20 protein-coding genes are annotated in these 19120 nt (G+C 70.0%); 17 read left to right on the forward strand and 3 right to left on the reverse strand.

Annotated elements, in window-relative coordinates; genetic code table 11:
• The first annotated feature begins 28 nt into the window (after positions 1 to 28).
• The 12 genes from BLU77_RS21990 to BLU77_RS05085 are packed head-to-tail and all read left to right on the forward strand — an operon-like array spanning position 29 to position 11768.
• Positions 29 to 187, forward strand: coding sequence for a hypothetical protein (locus tag BLU77_RS21990; RefSeq protein WP_175476937.1), 159 nt, complete (start codon positions 29 to 31; stop codon positions 185 to 187).
• Positions 187 to 681 (forward strand): SAM-dependent methyltransferase, encoded by a 495-nt coding sequence (locus BLU77_RS05040; RefSeq protein ID WP_342741450.1) that lies wholly within the window; start codon positions 187 to 189, stop codon positions 679 to 681. Before BLU77_RS21990 ends, BLU77_RS05040 begins: the two co-directional genes overlap by 1 nt.
• A gap of 5 nt (positions 682 to 686) precedes the next feature.
• Positions 687 to 1016, forward strand: coding sequence for an SAM-dependent methyltransferase (locus BLU77_RS23055; RefSeq protein ID WP_342741462.1), 330 nt, complete (start codon positions 687 to 689; stop codon positions 1014 to 1016).
• Complete coding sequence (locus BLU77_RS05045; RefSeq protein WP_089771968.1) at positions 1013 to 1864, forward strand: NAD kinase; 852 nt, start codon at positions 1013 to 1015, stop codon at positions 1862 to 1864. The genes BLU77_RS23055 and BLU77_RS05045 overlap by 4 nt, the downstream gene beginning before the upstream one ends.
• Positions 1861 to 3585: a DNA repair protein RecN gene (gene recN / locus BLU77_RS05050; protein WP_089771969.1), complete on the forward strand. Its 1725-nt coding sequence runs from the start codon at positions 1861 to 1863 to the stop codon at positions 3583 to 3585. Before BLU77_RS05045 ends, recN begins: the two co-directional genes overlap by 4 nt.
• 5 nt (positions 3586 to 3590) lie before the next feature.
• Complete coding sequence (gene steA, locus BLU77_RS05055; RefSeq protein WP_089771970.1) at positions 3591 to 4784, forward strand: putative cytokinetic ring protein SteA; 1194 nt, start codon at positions 3591 to 3593, stop codon at positions 4782 to 4784.
• A 26-nt stretch (positions 4785 to 4810) separates the two neighbouring features.
• On the forward strand, positions 4811 to 5821 hold the full coding sequence (locus tag BLU77_RS05060; protein WP_175476938.1) for a copper transporter: 1011 nt from the start codon (positions 4811 to 4813) through the stop codon (positions 5819 to 5821).
• Positions 5822 to 5831: 10 nt separating this feature from the next.
• The gene (locus BLU77_RS05065) at positions 5832 to 6689 is read left to right on the forward strand and encodes a hypothetical protein (RefSeq protein WP_089771972.1); all 858 of its coding nucleotides are present in this window, start codon (positions 5832 to 5834) and stop codon (positions 6687 to 6689) included.
• A complete protein-coding gene (gene murJ, locus BLU77_RS05070) occupies positions 6686 to 8311 on the forward strand; it encodes a murein biosynthesis integral membrane protein MurJ (protein WP_245708672.1) in 1626 nt (541 codons plus the stop codon). Before BLU77_RS05065 ends, murJ begins: the two co-directional genes overlap by 4 nt.
• The gene (locus tag BLU77_RS05075; protein WP_089771973.1) at positions 8304 to 9398 is read left to right on the forward strand and encodes a glycosyltransferase family 4 protein; all 1095 of its coding nucleotides are present in this window, start codon (positions 8304 to 8306) and stop codon (positions 9396 to 9398) included. The genes murJ and BLU77_RS05075 overlap by 8 nt, the downstream gene beginning before the upstream one ends.
• A gap of 14 nt (positions 9399 to 9412) precedes the next feature.
• Complete coding sequence (locus tag BLU77_RS05080; protein ID WP_245708673.1) at positions 9413 to 11119, forward strand: CTP synthase; 1707 nt, start codon at positions 9413 to 9415, stop codon at positions 11117 to 11119.
• A complete protein-coding gene (locus tag BLU77_RS05085) occupies positions 11112 to 11768 on the forward strand; it encodes an NUDIX domain-containing protein (RefSeq protein WP_342741451.1) in 657 nt (218 codons plus the stop codon). The genes BLU77_RS05080 and BLU77_RS05085 overlap by 8 nt, the downstream gene beginning before the upstream one ends.
• On the opposite strand, the gene BLU77_RS05090 is transcribed toward BLU77_RS05085, so the two are convergent.
• From BLU77_RS05090 to BLU77_RS05100, 3 genes are all read right to left on the reverse strand, one after another.
• Positions 11765 to 12709, reverse strand: a complete 945-nt coding sequence (locus BLU77_RS05090; protein WP_245708674.1) for a COX15/CtaA family protein — start codon at positions 12707 to 12709, stop codon at positions 11765 to 11767. The genes BLU77_RS05085 and BLU77_RS05090 overlap by 4 nt on opposite strands.
• Positions 12710 to 12770: 61 nt before the next feature.
• Entirely contained in the window at positions 12771 to 13541 is a 771-nt protein-coding gene (locus BLU77_RS05095) for an ABC transporter permease (protein ID WP_089771975.1), read from the reverse strand.
• Positions 13538 to 14416 carry an ABC transporter ATP-binding protein gene (locus BLU77_RS05100; RefSeq protein WP_089771976.1) on the reverse strand — a complete coding sequence of 293 codons (879 nt, stop codon included), beginning with the start codon at positions 14414 to 14416 and terminating at the stop codon, positions 13538 to 13540. Before BLU77_RS05100 ends, BLU77_RS05095 begins: the two co-directional genes overlap by 4 nt.
• A 477-nt stretch (positions 14417 to 14893) precedes the next feature.
• Between BLU77_RS05100 and BLU77_RS22540 the strand changes: the two genes are divergently transcribed.
• The 5 genes from BLU77_RS22540 to sufC are packed head-to-tail and all read left to right on the forward strand — an operon-like array spanning position 14894 to position 19116.
• Positions 14894 to 15271, forward strand: a complete 378-nt coding sequence (locus BLU77_RS22540) for a helix-turn-helix transcriptional regulator (RefSeq protein ID WP_245708807.1) — start codon at positions 14894 to 14896, stop codon at positions 15269 to 15271.
• Positions 15268 to 16719 carry a Fe-S cluster assembly protein SufB gene (gene sufB / locus BLU77_RS05110; protein ID WP_089771977.1) on the forward strand — a complete coding sequence of 484 codons (1452 nt, stop codon included), beginning with the start codon at positions 15268 to 15270 and terminating at the stop codon, positions 16717 to 16719. Before BLU77_RS22540 ends, sufB begins: the two co-directional genes overlap by 4 nt.
• The gene (sufD, locus tag BLU77_RS05115; RefSeq protein WP_089771978.1) at positions 16719 to 17993 is read left to right on the forward strand and encodes a Fe-S cluster assembly protein SufD; all 1275 of its coding nucleotides are present in this window, start codon (positions 16719 to 16721) and stop codon (positions 17991 to 17993) included. The genes sufB and sufD overlap by 1 nt, the downstream gene beginning before the upstream one ends.
• A complete protein-coding gene (locus BLU77_RS05120; RefSeq protein WP_089771979.1) occupies positions 17990 to 18346 on the forward strand; it encodes a non-heme iron oxygenase ferredoxin subunit in 357 nt (118 codons plus the stop codon). The genes sufD and BLU77_RS05120 overlap by 4 nt, the downstream gene beginning before the upstream one ends.
• A 14-nt stretch (positions 18347 to 18360) precedes the next feature.
• Positions 18361 to 19116 (forward strand): Fe-S cluster assembly ATPase SufC, encoded by a 756-nt coding sequence (gene sufC / locus BLU77_RS05125; protein ID WP_089771980.1) that lies wholly within the window; start codon positions 18361 to 18363, stop codon positions 19114 to 19116.
• Positions 19117 to 19120: the final 4 nt, after the last annotated feature.

Here is a 19120-nt window from a genome sequence, read left to right on the forward strand (position 1 = left end):
TAGCGTGGGGTCCAGGGAAGGAGGACGCGTGTCGACCACTGACGAGACCACTGAGGGCAACGACGAACTGGCGACGGCCCTGAGCGATCTGGAGCGCCTCGGCGACGAATCCCTCCCCGAACACGTCGAGGCGTTCGAGCGCGTCCACCACCTGCTCCAGAACCGGCTCGCCCAGGCCGAGCGCTGATGGCTCGACGCTCCCGGCTCGATGCCGAACTCGTACGGCGCGGCCTGGCCCGGTCACGTCAGCACGCCGCTGAACTGATCGACGCCGGCCGGGTGCTTCTTGACGGCAGCCCGGCCAGCAAGCCCGCCACCCAGCTCGACCCCGCGCGGCCCGTACGCGTGCTGGAGGCGTCCGACGGTAGGCCGGAGTATGCCTCCCGCGGGGGCCACAAGCTGGCCGGTGCGCTCGATGCCCTCGGTGTCGCCGCACCGACGGTGTCCGGACGGCGTGCCCTCGATGCCGGCGCCTCGACCGGCGGTTTCACCGATGTGTTGCTCCGGCGCGGCGCCGCCCACGTCATCGCTGTGGACGTCGGCTACGGCCAGCTCGCCTGGGCCCTGCGCACCGACGAGCGGGTGACGGTGATGGACCGCACGAACGTGCGCGCGCTCGAGCCCGCCCAGGTTGATCCCCCGTCGACCTCGTCGTCGGCGACCTCTCCTTCATCTCCTTGACCCTCGTGCTCCCGGCCCTGGTATCTGTGACCACCCCGCAGGCCGATCTGCTGCTCATGGTCAAGCCGCAGTTCGAGGTGGGCAAGGACCGGCTCGGGGCCGGCGGCGTCGTGCGGGATACTGTCCTGCACGCCGACGCTGTGCTTACCGTGGTCGACGCTGCAGCCGACCTGGGGCTGGCATTGCAGGCCGTGGTCGCCAGCCCACTGCCCGGTCCGAGCGGGAACGTGGAGTACTTCGTGCACCTCGCCGCAGACCGGCCGGCCGAGGAGGAGACGATCCGGACGATGGTGGCGAACGCGATCGCCGCAGGCCCCGCAGGAGACCCCCGATGACCCGCAACGTCCTCGTACTCACCCACCCGACACGGTCGGCGGCACAGCGAACCGCCGATCAGGTGGCCGCCGAACTGCGCGCACACGGCATGACACCGGTCACCGAGGAGGACGTCACCGCGACCGACGACATCGAGCTGGTGATCGTGCTCGGTGGTGACGGGACGATCCTGCGCGCTGCCGAGCTCGTCCGCGGGCGGGACATCCCACTCATCGGTATCAATCTCGGGCACGTGGGCTTCCTGGCCGAGTCGGAGGTGGACCGCGTCTCCCACGTGGTCTCCCGCGCTGCTGCGCGCGACTACGTGGTCGAAGAACGGATCACCCTGGACGTCAGTGTCACCCGGCCCGGCCGGAGCGAGCCCGAGCACAGCTGGGCCATCAACGACGTGAGCGTGGAGAAGGCCGAACGTGAGCGGATGGTCGAGGTAGCGATCGGGATCGATGATCGTGGCCTGTCGACCTTCGGCTGCGACGGTGTCGTGATGGCCACCCCCACCGGCTCCACCGCGTACGCCTTCTCCGCTGGCGGTCCGGTGGTGTGGCCAGACGTGGAGGCGATGCTGCTGGTCCCCATCAGTGCCCACAGCCTCTTCGCCCGTCCGCTCGTGGTCGGTCCTGAGTCACGGATGACGGTGGAGGTGCTCAGCCGCAGCTACACCTCGGCAGTGATCTGGTGCGACGGTCGCCGTCGGATCGATGCACCACCCGGGTCGCGGATCGACGTGGTCCGAGGTTCCGAGCGGGTGCGGCTGGCCCGCTTCAACCTGGCTCCGTTCACCGACCGGCTCGTGGGCAAGTTCAACCTGCCGGTCGCAGGCTGGCGGGGGGAGGACAAGACACCGTGATCGAGGAGATCCAGATCCGCGACCTCGGCGTGATCGAGTCGGCCAGGATCGAGCTGCACCCCGGTCTCACCGTGATCACCGGCGAGACCGGTGCGGGTAAGACCATGGTGCTCACCGGGCTCGGTCTGCTGCTCGGTGGGAAGGCAGATGCCGGCGCGATCCGCCCCGGGGCCGAGACGGCCTCCGTCGAAGGACGGTTTGCGCCGCCCGCTCACCACCCTGCGCTCGGCCTCGCCGCAGACGCGGGCGCCATGCTGGACGACGATGCCCTGCTCGTGGTGCGTACGTTGGCTTCGGGTCGATCGCGCGCCCACCTGGGTGGGCGTTCAGTCCCCCAGGGCCTACTCGGCGAGATCGGCGCGGAACTGGTGACCGTACACGGGCAGAGCGAGCAGATCCGGCTCCGCTCACCCGCTCACCAGCGCCAGGCGCTCGATGCCTTCGCCGGACCGGAGCACGGTCACCAGCTGGCGCGCTATACCCAGGCCCATGAACGCCGTCAGGACGCTCAACGATCGTTGGATCGCTGGGACAGCGATACCCAGGCCAGGGAAGCGGAGCTGGAACGGCTCGAGACAGCCCTCGAACGGTTCGACGCCCTCGAGCCCCGAGCCGGAGAGGACGCCGAACTGCGTGCCGAGGCGGAACGGCTCGGGAACGTCGAAGACCTGCGTACCGCGGCTGAGCGCGCGCATCTCGCACTCGGTGGTGGGGAGGACCCGGACGCCCCCGACGCCGCGCTGGCCCTGGTCGACCAGGCTCGCCGGGAGCTCGCCGGCGCGGCCGACCATGACGAGACGCTGGCCGAATGGAACGGACGGCTGGACACCGTCTCCTATCAGCTGTCCGACTTGTTGACCGAGATCAGCAGCTACACCACCGGACTGGAAGCCGATCCTGAGCGACTCGACCAGGTGCATACTCGTCGAGCGGCGCTCACCGAGCTCGCCCGCACCTACACCGACGCCGGCGACCTGCCGGCTTTGCTGGAGTTCGCCGAACACGCCCGGGAACGAGTCACCGCGCTCACCGCACCGGGTGCTGGCCGAGACGCCCTCGTCGCTGAGCTGGACGAGGTGGCCGCTGAGGAGGGCGAGGCTGCCGCTGCCGTCACCGACGGCCGCCGACGGGCTGCCCGCGAGATGGCCGAGGCGGTCGACGTCGAGCTCGCCGGGCTGGCCATGCCCGGAGCGCATCTGAGCGTCGGCCTGCACGAGCGTACCGAGCTCGGTCCGTGGGGTGCGGAGGACGTCGAGCTGCTGCTGGCCCCGCACCCGGGCGCACCACCGCGGCCCCTGGCCAAGGGCGCCTCCGGCGGTGAGCTCTCCCGGGTGATGCTCGCCCTCGAGGTCGCCATGGCCCGGCAGTTGGCGAGCACCACCGACGGTCGGCTCCCGACCTTCGTCTTCGACGAGGTGGACGCCGGGGTGGGCGGGCAGGCCGCCGTCGAGGTGGGACGGCGACTCGCCGAGCTCGCCCGACACACCCAGGTGATTGTGGTCACACACCTCGCCCAGGTTGCCGCCTTTGCCGATCGTCATCTCGTGGTCATGAAGACGTCAGCAGCGCATCAGGGCGGGGTCACCAACAGCGACATCCGGAAGGTGGAGGGCCCGGACCGGGAGTCGGAACTGGCCCGGATGCTCTCAGGCGATCCCACCTCGCACACTGCTTTGCGGCATGCCGCCGAGCTTCTCGAACGGCCAGTCGTGGGACGATGAGCGCGATGGTCTCTCTCTTGCGGCGACAACCACGGGACTCCGGCGCGTCCGACGACGCGCTCGTGCCGGTCCGTGTCGACCCGCGCACCAAGTCGCTCACGAAGCGACTGCGTCCGGACGAGATCGCCGTGATCGACCACGTGGACCTGGACCGCGTCTCCGCCGAGGCGCTCGTCGAGTGCCGACCGGCTGCCGTGCTCAACGCCGCCCCGTCGACCTCCGGTCGGTACCCGAACCTCGGCCCGCAGATCCTCGTCGAGGCAGGTGTCCCGCTGGTCGATGATCTCGGCCCCGATCTGATGCAGCTGCGTGAAGGCGCACGGGTACGCATCGAGGACGGCATCGTCTACGGCGAAGACGGTGCGGTGGTCGCCGAAGGCACCGTGCAGAGCGAGGACTCCGTGGCCGAGGCCATGGAAGAGGCCAAGGCAGGGCTCTCGGTCCAGCTCGAGGCGTTCGCTGCGAACACGATGGACTACATGAAACGCGAGCGGGAGCTACTCCTGGACGGCGTCGGTGTTCCGCGGGTTCGGACCGAGTTCGAGGGCCGGCACGTGCTGATCGTGGTGCGCGGGTACTCCTACAAGGAAGACCTGGCGATGCTTCGCTCCTACGTACGCGAGTACCGTCCGCTGCTGGTCGGCGTCGACGGGGGAGCGGACGCGATCCTGGAGGAAGGGTTGCGCCCCGACATGATCGTCGGGGACATGGACTCCGTCTCCGACAAGGCGCTGCGCAGTGGCGCCGAGATCGTGGTGCACGCCTACCGGGATGGCCGCGCACCGGGCCTGGAACGCGTGGAGCGACTCGGCGTGGAGCACGTCGATTTCCCCGCCACCGGCACCAGCGAGGACGTCGCCATGCTGCTCGCCGACGAGAAGGGAGCCTCCCTGATCGTCGCCGTCGGCACGCACGAGACGCTCGTGGAGTTCCTCGACAAGGGCCGCGCCGGAATGGCGAGCACTTTCCTGACGCGGCTGCGCGTCGGGGGCAAGCTCATCGACGCCAAGGGGGTCTCCCGGTTGTACCGGCACCGGATCTCCAACTGGCAGGTGACCGCCCTGATCCTGGCCGGCCTCGCCGCCCTCGGGGCCGCCGCGGCTGCCACCCCCGCCGGGCAGGCGTTCTTCGGCCTGCTGCTCGCCCGGTTCGACGATCTCTGGTCCTGGCTCCGGGACCTCCTCACCGGGCTCTTCTAGCGCCCGCGACGAGAAAGACGCCCTACGTGATCGACTTTCGCTACCACATCGTCTCCCTGATCTCGGTGTTCCTCGCGCTCGCCGTGGGCATCGTGCTGGGCGCCGGACCGCTGCGCGACTACATCGCCGACGAGCTCTCCGGCCAGGTCGACCAGCTCCGTGAGGAGAAGGACGTGCTGCGTACTGAGCTCGACAGCGCCCAGGCGGCGCTGCAGGACCGCAGCACCTTCCTCACCGAGGCGGCCCCGCAACTGTTCAATGGCGCCCTGGACGGTCGCACCGTGGCCATCGTGGAGCTTCCCGGCTCCGACCCGGACGTCTCCGGTGCGGTGCAGGCGCGCCTGGACCAGGCCGGGGCGACCGTCACCGGCACGATCGCCGTCACCGAGGCGTGGCTGGACCCGGCCGAGGTGGCCTTCAGGTCCGGGATCGCGGAGAACGTGGTCTCCTCGATGAACCCGGCCCCGGGCGACGCAGCCAGTGGTGACCTGGTCCTGGCGCAGGCGCTCGGCCAGGCCCTCACGCTCCGCGACCCGGAGAACCCGCAACAGCAGTCGAACGAGGCAGAGCAGATTCTCGAGCTGCTCAGGTCCAGTGAGCTGATCGGCGAGGGAGCAGCCGTGGACGGCCCCGCCTATGCCACCGTCGTGATTGCCCCGCAAGCCCCGACCGATCCGCTCACCGACGCGCAGGTGGAGGAACTCACCGCCGTCAACGATGCCAGCATCACGCTGGCCGAAGGGCTCGCCGAGACCGGTGAGGGCTCGCTCATCGCCGGAACCGACGGCGGCGCGGGCACTCTCCTCACGGCCTTGCGGGCCAACAGCGAGGCGGCTGACCGGGTCACCTCCGTCGACGCCGTAGGCACCATCACCGGCCAGGTCACCGTGCCGCTCGCACTCGCGGCCGAGATCGCCGACGACGGAGGCCACTTCGGTCTGTCCGAATCTGCCAACGCCGTGGTCCCGGACCGTCACGAGCTCCCCGCACCCGCCCCGGCCGAGTTCGCTCCCGGACCAGTGGAGACCGACGGATGAGCAGCCTCCGATGAGGCGCCCAGCGGTCATCGCTGCGGGCGCTGCAGCAGCAACCGTGGCGCTGCTGGTGCTCCGCCGGCTCCCTCCCGGTCGTGCTGAACGGTGGGAGCGCACGAACTATCGGCGTCGCACTGTCAGCCTCCTCGGTGGCCTTGCCACCGCCGGGTCCACCGTGGTCACCGGAGCCGTCGGCGCCGCGCTCAGCGGTTCCGCTCCCGGATCGGCCGCGGTCGGCACTGCTGTGGTGACCGCAACCGCGGGCGGTCTCGGCGCCGTCGATGATCTGGACCCCGATCCGGCGGCGGCGCGCGGGTTCCGTGGCCACCTCCGGGCGCTCGCGCAGGGACAACTGACCACAGGCGGACTGAAGCTGCTCGGGATCTCGGGCTCCGCCGTCGTGGCAGCCCTCCTCTTGGGCGCGGGGCGACGTGACGCCACCGGCCCGCCGCTGCCCTGGCGGGTGCTCGACGTGCTCACCAGCGGTGCCCTGATCGCCGGTACCGCCAACCTGGTGAACCTTTTCGACCTGCGCCCCGGCCGCGGGCTCAAGGCGACCGTCCTGATCGCGGCGCCGCTGACCGCAGTCGGGGGCCGGACGGGCACTCTCGCTGCTGCCGCCACCGGCGTCGTGGCAGGCGCCTGGCGCACCGATCTGGCCGAGGAGACCATGCTGGGCGACACCGGTGCGAACGCCCTGGGCGCTCTCGTCGGATGCGCACTCGCTGCTCATCCCCGCGCCGCCGTGCGGGCCGGTGCGTTGGGCGTCGTGGTGACGCTCGTGGCCGCGAGCGAGAAGGTGAGTTTCTCCGCCGTCATCGCCGACACTCCCGTGCTGCGGGAGATCGATGCCTGGGGTCGTCTGCCGTGAGGCTGCGCCGCCTGCTCGGTCCGGTGGCCGGGGCGGCGACCATGATCGCTGCCCTGACCATCGTTTCCCGGGTGCTCGGGTTCGGGCGCTGGCTGGTGCAGGCCGAGACCGTCGGCTCCGGTGCGGTCGGCGATGCCTACGCCTCGGCGAACCTGGTGCCCAACGTGCTCTACGAGGTGGTCGCCGGCGGCGCCCTGGCCGGTGCTGTCATCCCCCTGCTCGCGGGACCGATCGCCCGTGCGGCGGCAGCCGACGTGGACCGGATCTCCTCGGCACTGCTCACCTGGGCGATCATCGGGTTGCTTCCCGTGGCTGTGGCGTTGAGCGTCCTCGCTCGACCGCTCGCCGCCATGCTGCCGGAGGCGGCGGGGGCCGATCCCGGGGCGCAACTGGAGGCGACGACCCGATTCCTGCAGATCTTCGCTCCCCAGGTGGTGCTCTACGGCATTGGTGTGGTGCTCACCGGGGTGCTACAGGCGCATCGCAGATTCCTGGCACCGGTGCTCGCTCCGATCGCCTCTACCGCCGTGGTGATCGTGAGCTATCTGGTGTTCGGCGCGCTCGCGGACGGTCTCACGAGCCAGCCCGGTGAACTCTCCGACGCTGCGTTCGCGTGGCTGGCATGGGGAACGACCGCGGGAGTGGCCGCGCTCTCGTTGCCGCTGCTGGTGCCCGTGCGGCGGTGCGGGGTGCGGCTGCGCCCGATGCTGCGATTTCCTCCCGGTGTCGCCTCTCGAGCGCGCTCCCTGGCCCTGGCGGGCCTGGGGTCGTTGCTGGCCCAGCAGGCGTCCGTGGTGGCGGTGCTGTGGGCCTCTCGTGCTGGCGGTAGCGCAGGCACCATCGTGGTGTTCCAGTGGGCGCAAGCGGTGTACCTGCTTCCGTACGCGGTGCTCGCGGTACCCGTCGCCACAGCCGTGTTCCCTCGTCTGGCGGAGCTCGCCAGCAGCGACGCTCACCTGTTTCAGCGCACCACGTGGAGCGCCACGCGTGCCGTGCTGGCCGTGGCCATCCTCGGCACCGGGGTACTGGTGGCCGTGGCGCCGGCTGTGCAGCAGTTGTTCGCCCGCTGCGACGGGGCGGGGCAGTGCAATGACACGGCGGGAATGGCCCAGGGCCTGACGGCGATGGCGCCGGGCGTGATCGGGCTGTCGCTGATCTTCCTGATCAGTCGCGCGTTGTACAGCATGGACCGCAGCCGTGCTGCCGTCTCCGCGACGGCGCTCGGCTGGCTGGTAGTCACCGCCGGTGCGTTGCTCGGCGTGGCGTTGCTGGCACCCGGCGGGGGCCAGGGCCAGACGACGTTGCTCGTCCTCGGCCTCGCGCACACGGCAGGGATGACCGTGGCCGGAGTCGCACTGGTGGTGCTGCTCGCGTCCGCCATGCACACGCGGGTGCCCGCGAACCTGCTGCGCACCTGCGTGGTGGCCGGTGGCGGGGCGGTCGTGGGGGCGTTCGTCGGCCGGTGGGTGACCGGGACGATCCTCGAGCTCGCCGGTACCGGTGCCGTGGCGGCAGTGCTCGCTGGGCTCCTTGGTGCCATGCTGGCTGTCCTGGCGGTGGCCGGTGCGGTGCTGCTCGCAGACCGTGGGATCGTGAGAGTGCTGAGGAGGAGCCGTGCCTGACCATCGCATCGTGCAACTGACCGGATCCAGTGACGGCGGAGTCGGGCGGCACGCCCGGGAGCTGGCCGCGATGCTGTCAGCGGACCACCGGGTAATCCTGGCCGGGCCCCGAGGGGTCATCGCCGGCCTCGATCCGGAGTCGCGGGTGCACACCACGGTGGTCGACGTGCAGGACCGTCCGCGAATGAGCGATGCTCGAGCCGTGGCACGGATCCGGGCGATCGCCAAGGGAGCCGACGTGGTGCACGCGCACGGGTTGCGGGCCGGGGCCCTCGCCGCCCTCGCGCTGAGCACGCCCACCCCGGAGCGGACGGCGCTCGTGGTCACCCTGCACAACGCCGCCGTGGGAGGTCAGGGAGTGCGATCCGTGGCGGCCGGTCTGCTACGTGTGATCACCGCCCGGGCCGACGTGGTGCTCGGGGTGAGCGGCGACCTGGTGGCCGACGCGCTCGCCCATGGCGCCCGGCGTGCCGAGCGGGCACTGGTCCCGGCACCGGGACGTGAGCCGGCGCAGCCGCTCGGCGAGGCCGAACGGCGCGCTTTGGGCCTCGATCCGGGGCAGCCGATTGTGCTCACGGTGGCGCGGCTCGCGCCACAGAAGGGACTAGGCCTGCTCGCCGACGCCGCCGCGCTGCTCGCGGATCGGGTCCCCGAGGCGCGTTGGCTCGTGGCTGGGGGCGGGCCACTGATGGACGATCTGGCCGAGCAGGTGCTCGGCGAGGTGCTCCCGGTGACTCTGCTGGGACATCGCCCGGACGTGCCCTCCCTGTTCGCCGCGGCGGATGTCGTCGTCAGTACCAGCGCCTGGGAGGGCCAACCGATCAACCTGCAGGAGGCGCTCGCCGCCGGTGCCGCGGTGGTGGCGACCGATGTGGGTGGAACTCGCGAGGTGACCGGCGACGCGGCCCTGCTGGTGCCCTATGCCGACCCCGACGCGCTGACGACGGCCATCACGCGGGTGCTCAACGAACCCACGCTGGCTGCTGAGCTGCGGCAACGCTCGCTCTCCCGCGCGGCGGAACTACCCACTGCTGACGACGCGGCGGCGCAGCTCCTCGAGATCTACGCGACCGCGGCTCGCGGGTGATAGCGTAGAAGCCCGTGGTGATCACTTCGAACTCCGGGCCCCAGGGCAACGTCCCTCGACACATCTTCGTCACAGGTGGGGTCGCTTCCTCCCTCGGGAAAGGCCTGACGGCGTCCAGCCTCGGCCACCTGCTTCGTGGCCGCGGCCTCCGGGTGACCATGCAGAAGCTGGACCCGTATCTCAACGTCGATCCAGGCACGATGAACCCGTTCCAGCACGGGGAGGTCTTCGTCACTGAGGACGGTGCGGAGACCGACCTGGACATCGGTCACTACGAGCGCTTCCTCGACGTGAACCTGGATGCCGGTGCGAATGTGACCACTGGCGTCGTGTATTCGCACGTGATCGCCAAGGAACGGCGCGGGGAGTACCTGGGCGACACCGTGCAGGTCATCCCGCACATCACCGACGAGATCAAGCGACGGATGCGGGCCCAGGCGCACCCTGCCACCGGTGACGCGCCGGACGTGATCATCACCGAGGTCGGCGGCACCGTCGGTGACATCGAGTCCCAGCCATTCCTCGAGGCCGCGCGTCAGGTCCGTCAGGACATCGGCCGCGACAACGTCTTCTTCGTGCACGTCTCGCTGGTGCCCTACCTGGGCCCGAGCGGTGAGCTGAAGACCAAACCCACCCAGCACTCGGTGGCCGCACTGCGCAGCATCGGTATCCAGCCCGATGCGATCGTCTGCCGTGCGGACCGCGACATCCCCGAGGGAGTGAAGGCGAAGATCGCCTCGATGTGCGACGTGGACCGGGACGCCGTGATCACCTGCGTGGACGCCCCGAGCATCTACGACATCCCGAAGGTGGTCCACTCCGAGGGGCTGGACGCGTACGTGATCCGCCGCCTGGCGATCCCGTTCCGGGACGTGGACTGGGACACCTGGAATGTGCTGCTGGAGCGCGTGCACCACCCCGCGGACGAGGTGGAGATCGCCCTCGTCGGTAAGTACATCGACCTGCCGGACGCCTATCTCTCGGTCACCGAAGCGCTGCGCGCCGGCGGATTTCACACCAACACCCGCGTCCGGATCCGGTGGGTCCCCTCGGACGACTGCCAGACCCCGGAGGGGGCCCGCAAGGCGCTCGGCGGCGTGGACGGCGTGCTCGTCCCCGGCGGGTTCGGGGTGCGCGGCATCGAAGGCAAGCTCGGTGCGTTGCGGTGGGCCCGCGAGCAGCAGGTGCCCACCCTGGGAATCTGCCTCGGCCTGCAGTGCATGGTGATCGAGTACGCACGGACCGTACTCGGTCTGGAGGGTGCTTCCTCGACCGAGTTCGACGCGAACACGGCCGACCCGGTGGTGGCCACGATGTCCGAACAGCTGGCCTTCGTCGACGGCGAGGGGGATCTCGGCGGCACGATGCGCCTCGGCGCCTACGATGCTGTGCTGTCGCCCGGTTCCGTAGTGGCCGAGACCTACGGCGCCGAGCGGGTCAGCGAACGGCACCGGCACCGCTATGAGGTGAACAACTCCTACCGGGACGCGCTCGCCGAGGCTGGGTTGCAGATCAGCGGTCGTTCCCCGGACTCCTCGCTGGTGGAGTTCGTGGAGCTGGACCGCGACAAGCACCCGTACTACGTGGCCACCCAGGCACACCCGGAGTTCAAGTCCCGGCCCACGCGGGCGCACCCGCTGTTCGTCGGACTGGTGTCGGCGGCCCTGGACCGGCAGCGTGAGACCCGGCTGCTCGAGGTGGAGCCGACCGCGCGTGGCTGACTCCACCGCCCCCTCGGAGCCGGTGCAGGACCGGCGCACCGACCTGCCCACCTCGGCCGAAGAGACGCTGCACACCGGGTACGTGATGGACCTGGTGGCCGAGTCTGTGGACCTGGGTACCGGCGGGGAGGTGCGGCGCGAGTTCGTCCGCCATCCCGGCGCGGTCGCTGTGGTGGCCCTGGACGCCCAGGAGCGGGTGGCGTTGCTGCACCAGTACCGGCACCCGGTCCGCTCGTCCTTGTGGGAGGTACCGGCCGGGCTGCTGGACGTCCCGGGGGAGCCGCTGCAGGCAGCCGCGGCGCGCGAGCTGGCCGAGGAAGCGGACCTGCGGGCCGGGACGTGGCACACCCTGGTGGACTTCTACACCACGCCGGGTGGGAGCGACGAGCGCATCCGCATCTTCCTCGCCCGCGACCTCACCGAGGTGCCGGAGGCCGAACGCCACGACCGGGAGGCCGAAGAAATCGGGATGGAGCTGCGTTGGATCCCGCTCGCGGACGCGGTCGCCGCAGCCCTCGCCGGGCGGATGCACAACCCGAGCACCGTGACCGGGGTGCTCGCGGCGCACGCTGCGCACGCGGACTCCTGGTCGGCGTTGCGGCCCGCGGAGGCGCCATGGACCCCACCCTGGCACCGCGAGGAGCGCTAGCGCCGCCCTCGCGCTGACATCGCAGACACCGTGAACGCGGTGGTCGCGACGAGCAGTGCTGCGCCGAGCATGTGCAGGCCGACGAGGAGCTCGGGCAGCCCGGTGAAGTACTGCACATACCCGATCGCGCCCTGCGCGAGCGTGACGGCGACCAGCACCAGGGACCAACGACGCAGGCGCACTGCTGCGCCGAGATGCGTGCCGCCGTCGGCGGGAGGCCGGGCTCGGTGCACCAGCACCACGAACACGATCAGCAGCGCCAGGAACACCCACACCGACGTGCTGTGCAGGCGTGCCACCGCCACCGGGTCCACGGTGAACCGGTAACCCACCTCGTCGTCGCCGGAGTGCGGTCCGGCGCCGGTGACGATCATCCCGAGCACCACCACGACACCCACCAGCGCTGCCAGCACCCAACCGAGCACATGCACCGGCCGCGGGAGGACGGAGCGTGGGGTGCCGGGCCGGAACCAGCCGACCACCAGCCAGGCCGCGATCCACACCAGCACTGCCGAGATCAGGAAGTGCGAGCCCACCAGCGCGGGATGCAGCTCGAACCGGACGGTCATCCCGCCCAGCACGGCCTGCGCCACTGAGAGCACCAACGGTGCGACCGCGAGACGGCGATACCGGACCGTGGGCGTCGGGGTGGGCCCGTGCGCAGACCGGGCGGCCCACCCGACCAGCAGCGCCAGGACCAGCGCCACCAGCACGACGACCGCACCGAATACCCGGTTGCCGAACTCCACGTACGGGTGAATCGAGGTGGCCTCGTGGAACGCCGGACTGAACTCGCCCGGTTCGCAGTTCGGCCACGACGAGCAGCCCAGCCCGGACCCGGTCAGGCGCACCGCACCGCCGGTGACGATGATCGCGATCTGGGTGATCAGGTTCGCCACCACGACGATGCCGATGAGGCGACTCAGGGTCTGCGGGCGCACTCTCTTACGGTATCGGCGCCGCGCAGGCACCGGCGCCGCTGGGACCGGAGCACAGGTGTGATCAGTGCCACCGGAACCAGCGCGCGGTCGCAGCGGCGAACACCACAGTCCAGCCGGCCAGCACCGCCAGGGACACCCACGTGGTGGCGGTGATCGCGCCTGTGAGCGAGGACCGGAACGCCTCACCGAGCGCACCGGAGGGCAGGTACCGGGTGAAGCCGGTGGCCGGCAGCAGCACACCGCCACCGACCACCAGCAGCAGCCAGAGCAGGTTCGCTCCGGCGAGAACGGCCTCGGCCCGCAGCGTCCCCGCGAGCAGCAGCGCTAGGGAGGTGAAGCAGGCCGTGCCGAGCAGCACGGCCAGCAGAGCGGGTCCGACGCCCGCCAGAACTGGTTGCCAGCCCAGGACGAATGCGAGCGACCCGAGCACCGCCACCTGGACGACCTCCATGGCGAGCACCCCGACCACCTTCCCCCCGAGCAGGCCGGTGCGGCCCAGGGGAGTGGTGGCGAGCAGTCGCAGCGCGCCCGCGCGCCGGTCGAAGCCGGTGGAGATCGCCTGCGAGGTAAAGGCCGTCGACATCACCGCCAGCGCCAGTACGCCCGGAGCGGCCACGTCGACCGGGGCCAGCCCGCCGGCGTCCAGGCGGATGAGCGTGGTGCGCGCCAGTACCACCAGCACCAGCGCCGGCAGGATCAGGGTGAGCAGCAGCTGCTCGCCGTTGCGGAGCAGGTTGCGGAGTTCAAAGCCGGCGTGGGAGAGCACCCGGGTGACCCATGGACTGGCGCCGGCATGTGGGCGGGGGCGGGCCGCCGTCGGGCTGGTGCTCATCGCAGGCTCCGTCCGGTCAGCTCCAGGAACACGTCTTCGAGGGTGCGTGCGCCGACGGCGGACGGCCCGGTAGGGCTGTTCTGGTGCAGGTGGAGGCCGTGCCGGGTGGCGAGGTCCTCGACGTCGGCCCTCGCCTCCGGTGTGATCGTCCCGGTGAGGTGGATGGCGCCCGGGGCGGGGGTGCGGCTGTCCGGTGCCGTGTTCTTGGATGCGCTGCGTCGCGTCAGCTCGGGCACGCTGCCCTCGGCCAGGACCCGACCGTGGTCGATGATGACGACCCGGTCGGCCAGCTGGGCGGCCTCGTCCATCAAGTGGGTGCTCAGCACCACACTCACGCCGTCGGCACGCAGGCCCCGGACCAGGTCCCACACTGCCAGGCGTGCCTGCGGGTCCAGGCCGGCGCTCGGCTCGTCGAGGAACACCAGCTCGGGACGGCCCACCAGCGCGATCGCCAGGGCGAGACGCTGGCGTTGCCCACCGGAGAGACGACGAACGGAGGTGCGCGCGAACGGTGCGAGACCGAGCGCCTCGACGAGCTCATCGACGTCCCGTGGCTGGTCGTACAACCGGGCCACGTGGTGCAACAGCTCGACGGCGCGAGACATCACCGGGAGCCCGCCGTCCTGAACCATCACGCCGACTCTGGGCCGCAGCGCACCGGCGTCGGAGCGGGGATCGCGGCCGAGCACGCGCACCGTCCCGGCGTCCGGGCGCTGCAACCCTTCGCAGATCTCCATCGCGGTCGTCTTGCCGGCACCGTTGGGGCCGAGGACGGCCGTGATGGACCCTGCCGCGGCACGTAGCGAGAGTCCGGCGAGGGCACGGGTGGTGCCGAAGGACTTCTGGACGTCCGTCAGCTCGACACAGCAGGTCACGGCGGTCAAGCGTACGCGCTGACGGCGATGCGACGACCACCGTGGCCTACCTCACTAAGGCTCGCCTTGCTTGCGGTAGGTCATTTGAGCAACGAGAATGTTCACTAAATCAGATGTTGCGGGAACCCCCGCACGAGTCGAGCGGAGGTGAGCACCTGTGGACCACATGGAAGACAGTGAAGCCACCACGCGCGACCGGGTGCGTGACCTGATCATCGAGTTCGGGCCCATCACGGCGGCCGACATGGCCGACCGGTTGGACCTGACCTCGGCGGCCGTGCGTCGTCACCTGGCGCAGCTCGAGCGTGCCGGTCAGATCACCGTGCGGGAGGACACCACCTCCACCCCGCGCGGCCGAGGACGCCCGGCCAAGCGTTACATCGCCACACCGGCAGCACACCCGCAGGCGGGTGAGGCCTATGCCAGGCTCGCGGTGCTGGCGCTGCAGCAGCTCGGCGCGGAGGTCGGCCCGAGGCCGTGGAGGAGTTCGCGCGGTTGCGCGCCGACGAGCTCGTCCAGCGGTACCGGTCACTCGTCGACGCCGCCGGCCCCGACGTGCACGACCGCACCGAGGCGCTCGCGGAAGTGCTCAGCGAGGACGGGTACGCGGCCACCTCGCGCCCGATCGGCGCGACGGACACGATCGCCGTCCAGCTCTGCCAAGGGCACTGCCCGGTGCAGCAGATTGCCGCCCAGTTCCCGCAGCTGTGCGAAGCCGAGACCCAGGCGTTCTCCGACCTGCTCGGAGTGCACGTCCAACGACTGGCCACCCTTGCCGGTGGCGAGCACGTCTGTACCACCCACATCCCCGTGACGATCCCGACTCGCGCCGAAGGAATGAGAGTGCGCCCATGACAACCGAAACCACACCCACAGAGGCCACACAGGCCGCCCCGCTGACGCAGGACGAGACCATCGCCTCGATCGGCACCTACAACTACGGCTGGCACGACGCCGACGATGCCGGCGCGAACGCCGAGCGCGGGCTCTCCGAGGCCGTGGTGCGCAACATCTCCGACATGAAGGACGAGTCGGAGTGGATGCGCAAGAACAGGCTCAAGGGCCTGCGGCTGTTCGAGAAGAAGCCGATGCCGAACTGGGGTGCGGACCTCACCGGGATCGACTTCGACAACATCAAGTACTTCGTGCGCTCCACCGAGAAGCAGGCCCAGTCCTGGGAAGACCTGCCCACGGAGATCAAGGAAACCTACGACAAGCTCGGCATCCCCGAGGCGGAGAAGCAGCGCCTCGTGGCCGGCGTCGCCGCGCAGTACGAGTCCGAGGTGGTCTACCACCAGATCAACGAGGAGCTCGAGCGCCAGGGCGTGCTGTTCCTGGATACCGACACCGCGCTGCGTGAGCACCCGGAGATCTTCGAGGAGTACTTCGGCACCGTGATCCCGGCCGGAGACAACAAGTTCGCGGCACTGAACGCGGCGGTGTGGTCCGGTGGCTCCTTCGTGTACGTCCCGCCGGGTGTGCACGTGGAGATCCCGCTGCAGGCCTACTTCCGGATCAACACCGAGAACATGGGCCAGTTCGAGCGCACCCTGATCATCGCCGACGAAGGCTCCTCCGTGCACTACGTCGAGGGATGCACGGCGCCGATCTACACCTCGGACTCGCTGCACTCGGCGGTCGTCGAGATCATCGTGAAGAAGGACGCCAGCGTCCGGTACACGACGATCCAGAACTGGTCGAACAACGTGTACAACCTCGTCACCAAGCGCGCCACGGTCGAGACCGGCGGCACCATGGAGTGGATCGACGGCAACATCGGTTCCAAGGTCACCATGAAGTACCCGGCCGTGTACCTGATGGGTGAGCACGCTCGCGGTGAGACCCTCTCGATCGCGTTCGCCGGCGAAGGTCAGCACCAGGACACTGGCTCCAAGATGGTGCACATGGCGCCGCACACCTCCTCCTCGATCGTCTCCAAGTCGGTCGCCCGCGGAGGTGGACGGGCCTCCTACCGCGGCCTCGTGCAGGTGATGGACGGTGCCGCCGCGTCGAAGTCCAACGTGCTCTGTGACGCGCTGCTGGTGGACACCGTCTCCCGCTCGGACACCTACCCCTACGTCGACGTCCGCGAGGACGACGTGGAGATGGGCCACGAGGCCACCGTGTCCAAGGTGAGCGAGGACCAGCTCTTCTACCTCATGTCCCGCGGGATGGAGGAGACCGAAGCGATGGCGATGATCGTGCGTGGGTTCGTGGAACCGATCGCGCGTGAGTTGCCCATGGAATACGCCCTCGAGCTCAACCGGCTCATCGAACTGCAGATGGAAGGGGCCGTCGGCTGATGTCGACCACCACCACCGATCAGGGTCTGACGACCGACCACACCCGGGCGACCGCGGACGAGGCGCACAGCCACGGCACCGCGCCGCAAGGTTCACGCGCCGACCGGGCGACGTCTTTCGCACTCGCCGACTTCGACGTCCCGAACGGGCGTGAGGAGGAGTGGCGCTTCTCCCCGATGAACCGGCTGCAGACGCTCACCTCCGGTGTGCTCACCGGAGCGGGCCCGACCGTTGAGGTCGAGGCCGACGCCGGCGTGCGTGTGGAGCACGTGGACCGCAGCGACGAGCGACTCGGCAAAGCCGGCGCCCCCGGTGACCGGATCGCCGCGGTGGCCTGGGAGTCCTTCGCCGAAGGGCTGCTGGTGACCGTGCCCGCCGAGCACGTCGCCTCCGCCGAGACCATGATCACCGTGCGCGGGACGGACAGCGCTCCGGCCGCCCAGCACATCACGATCGTCGCCGAGCACCACAGCGAGGCCGTGGTCGTGCTGGACCACCGTGGCCTCGCCGAGCTTGCCCAGACGGTGGAGGTGCACGTCCATGACGGCGCCTCGCTGCGGGTGGTCTCGGTGCAGGACTGGGATGCCGGTACCGTGCATGCCTCCACCCACCGCGCCCGCATCGGCCGGGACGCCACGCTCAAGCACGTGGTGGTCACCCTCGGTGGCGACGTCGTCCGGCTCGCCCCGGAGGCGGCATTCACCGCCACCGGCGGAGACGTGGAGATGAACGGTCTCTACTTCGCCGACGCCGGTCAGCACCAGGAGCACCGCCTGTTCGTCGACCACGCGGTGCCGCAGTGCACCTCGCGAGTGACGTACAAGGGCGCGCTCCAGGGCGACGATGCGCACGCGGTGTGGATCGGGGACGTGCTGATCCGCAAGGAGGCCGAAGGGACTGACACCTACGAGCTGAACCGGAACCTGGTGCTCACCGACGGTGCGCGTGCCGACTCGGTGCCGAACCTGGAGATCGAGACCGGCGAGATCGAGGGAGCCGGGCACGCCTCGGCGACCGGCCGGTTCGACGACGAGCAGCTCTTCTACCTGCGCTCCCGCGGGATCCCCGAGGCTGCGGCCCGGCGCCTGGTGGTGCGTGGCTTCTTCGCCGAGATGATCACCAAGATCGGCGTACCCGCCGTCGAGGAGCGGCTGCTGGCCTCGATCGACGCCGAGCTGGACGCCGTCATGGGCGAGCTCACCGGGGATGACCAGGTCGAGCAGACCGTCAACGAGGTCATCGCAACCGGCGAGCAGGTTCAGGAGGACCGATGACGGCGCAGCTCGTCGCCGCCCGGGAAGACCTGGAGCCGGGTGAGGCGATGCGGCTCGAGCTCGACGCCGCCGACGGCTCGCTCGTCGAGGTGGCGCTCGCTCGGGCCGAGGACGGCACCTACTACGCACTCGCGGACGTCTGTTCGCACGGGCAGGTCTCCCTCTCCGAGGGGGAGGTGGAGGGTGACACGCTCGAGTGCTGGTTGCACGGGTCCACCTTCGACATGAAGACCGGTCGCCCCTTGTCCCTTCCGGCCACCCGGCCGGTCCCTGCCTATCCGGTGAGCTATGACGGCGACAACGTCTTCGTGGACGTCGATGCACCGCTCACCGTCACTGCCGATCAGAACTGAGAGAGAAGAAACGAATGTCGACACTTGAGATTCGGGACCTGCACGTCAACGTCGAGACCGCTGATGGACCCAAGCAGATCCTGCGCGGCGTGGACCTGACCGTGAACAGCGGTGAGACGCACGCGCTGATGGGGCCGAACGGCTCCGGCAAGTCCACCCTCGCCTACGCCATCGCCGGGCACCCGAAGTACGAGGTGACCAGCGGCGAGCTGCTGCTCGACGGGGAGGACGTGCTCGAGATGAGCGTGGACGAGCGCGCTCGCGCCGGCATGTTCCTCGCGATGCAGTACCCCGTGGAGGTCTCGGGCGTGACCGTCTCGAACTTCCTGCGGACCGCGAAGACCGCGATCGACGGTAAGGCCCCGGCCCTGCGCCAGTGGGTCTCCGACGTGCGTGGTGCGATGGAGAACTTGCGGATGGACTCCGCGTTCGCCGAGCGGAACGTGAACGAAGGCTTCTCCGGTGGTGAGAAGAAGCGCCACGAGATCCTACAGCTGGAACTGCTCCGGCCGAAGTTCGCGGTGCTCGACGAGACGGACTCCGGTCTGGACGTCGACGCGCTGCGCGTGGTCTCCGAGGGTGTGAACCGTGTCAAGGGTTCCACCGATGTGGGTGTGCTGCTGATCACCCACTACACGCGCATCCTGCGCTACATCACGCCGGATTACGTCCACGTCTTCGTCAACGGCAAGATCGCCGAGGAAGGCGGACCGGAGCTCGCGGAGCGGCTCGAGGCCGAGGGCTACGACCGCTTCCTCAGCCCGGCCTGAGATC

It is taken from the genome of Ruania alba (assembly GCF_900105765.1).
GTDB lineage: Bacteria > Actinomycetota > Actinomycetes > Actinomycetales > Beutenbergiaceae > Ruania > Ruania alba.

What these genes read in the sequence shown, in the direction of transcription:
- BLU77_RS05045 (WP_089771968.1), top strand. Translation starts at nt 1,013, where the DNA reads ATGACCCGCAACGTCCTCGTACTCACCCACCCGACACGGTCGGCGGCA.
- sufC (WP_089771980.1), top strand. Translation starts at nt 18,361, where the DNA reads ATGTCGACACTTGAGATTCGGGACCTGCACGTCAACGTCGAGACCGCT.
- sufD (WP_089771978.1), top strand. Translation starts at nt 16,719, where the DNA reads ATGTCGACCACCACCACCGATCAGGGTCTGACGACCGACCACACCCGG.
- BLU77_RS05065 (WP_089771972.1), top strand. Translation starts at nt 5,832, where the DNA reads ATGAGGCGCCCAGCGGTCATCGCTGCGGGCGCTGCAGCAGCAACCGTG.
- steA (WP_089771970.1), top strand. Translation starts at nt 3,591, where the DNA reads ATGGTCTCTCTCTTGCGGCGACAACCACGGGACTCCGGCGCGTCCGAC.
- BLU77_RS05120 (WP_089771979.1), top strand. Translation starts at nt 17,990, where the DNA reads ATGACGGCGCAGCTCGTCGCCGCCCGGGAAGACCTGGAGCCGGGTGAG.
- BLU77_RS05095 (WP_089771975.1), bottom strand. Translation starts at nt 13,541, where the DNA reads ATGAGCACCAGCCCGACGGCGGCCCGCCCCCGCCCACATGCCGGCGCC.
- sufB (WP_089771977.1), top strand. Translation starts at nt 15,268, where the DNA reads ATGACAACCGAAACCACACCCACAGAGGCCACACAGGCCGCCCCGCTG.
- BLU77_RS05040 (WP_342741450.1), top strand. Translation starts at nt 187, where the DNA reads ATGGCTCGACGCTCCCGGCTCGATGCCGAACTCGTACGGCGCGGCCTG.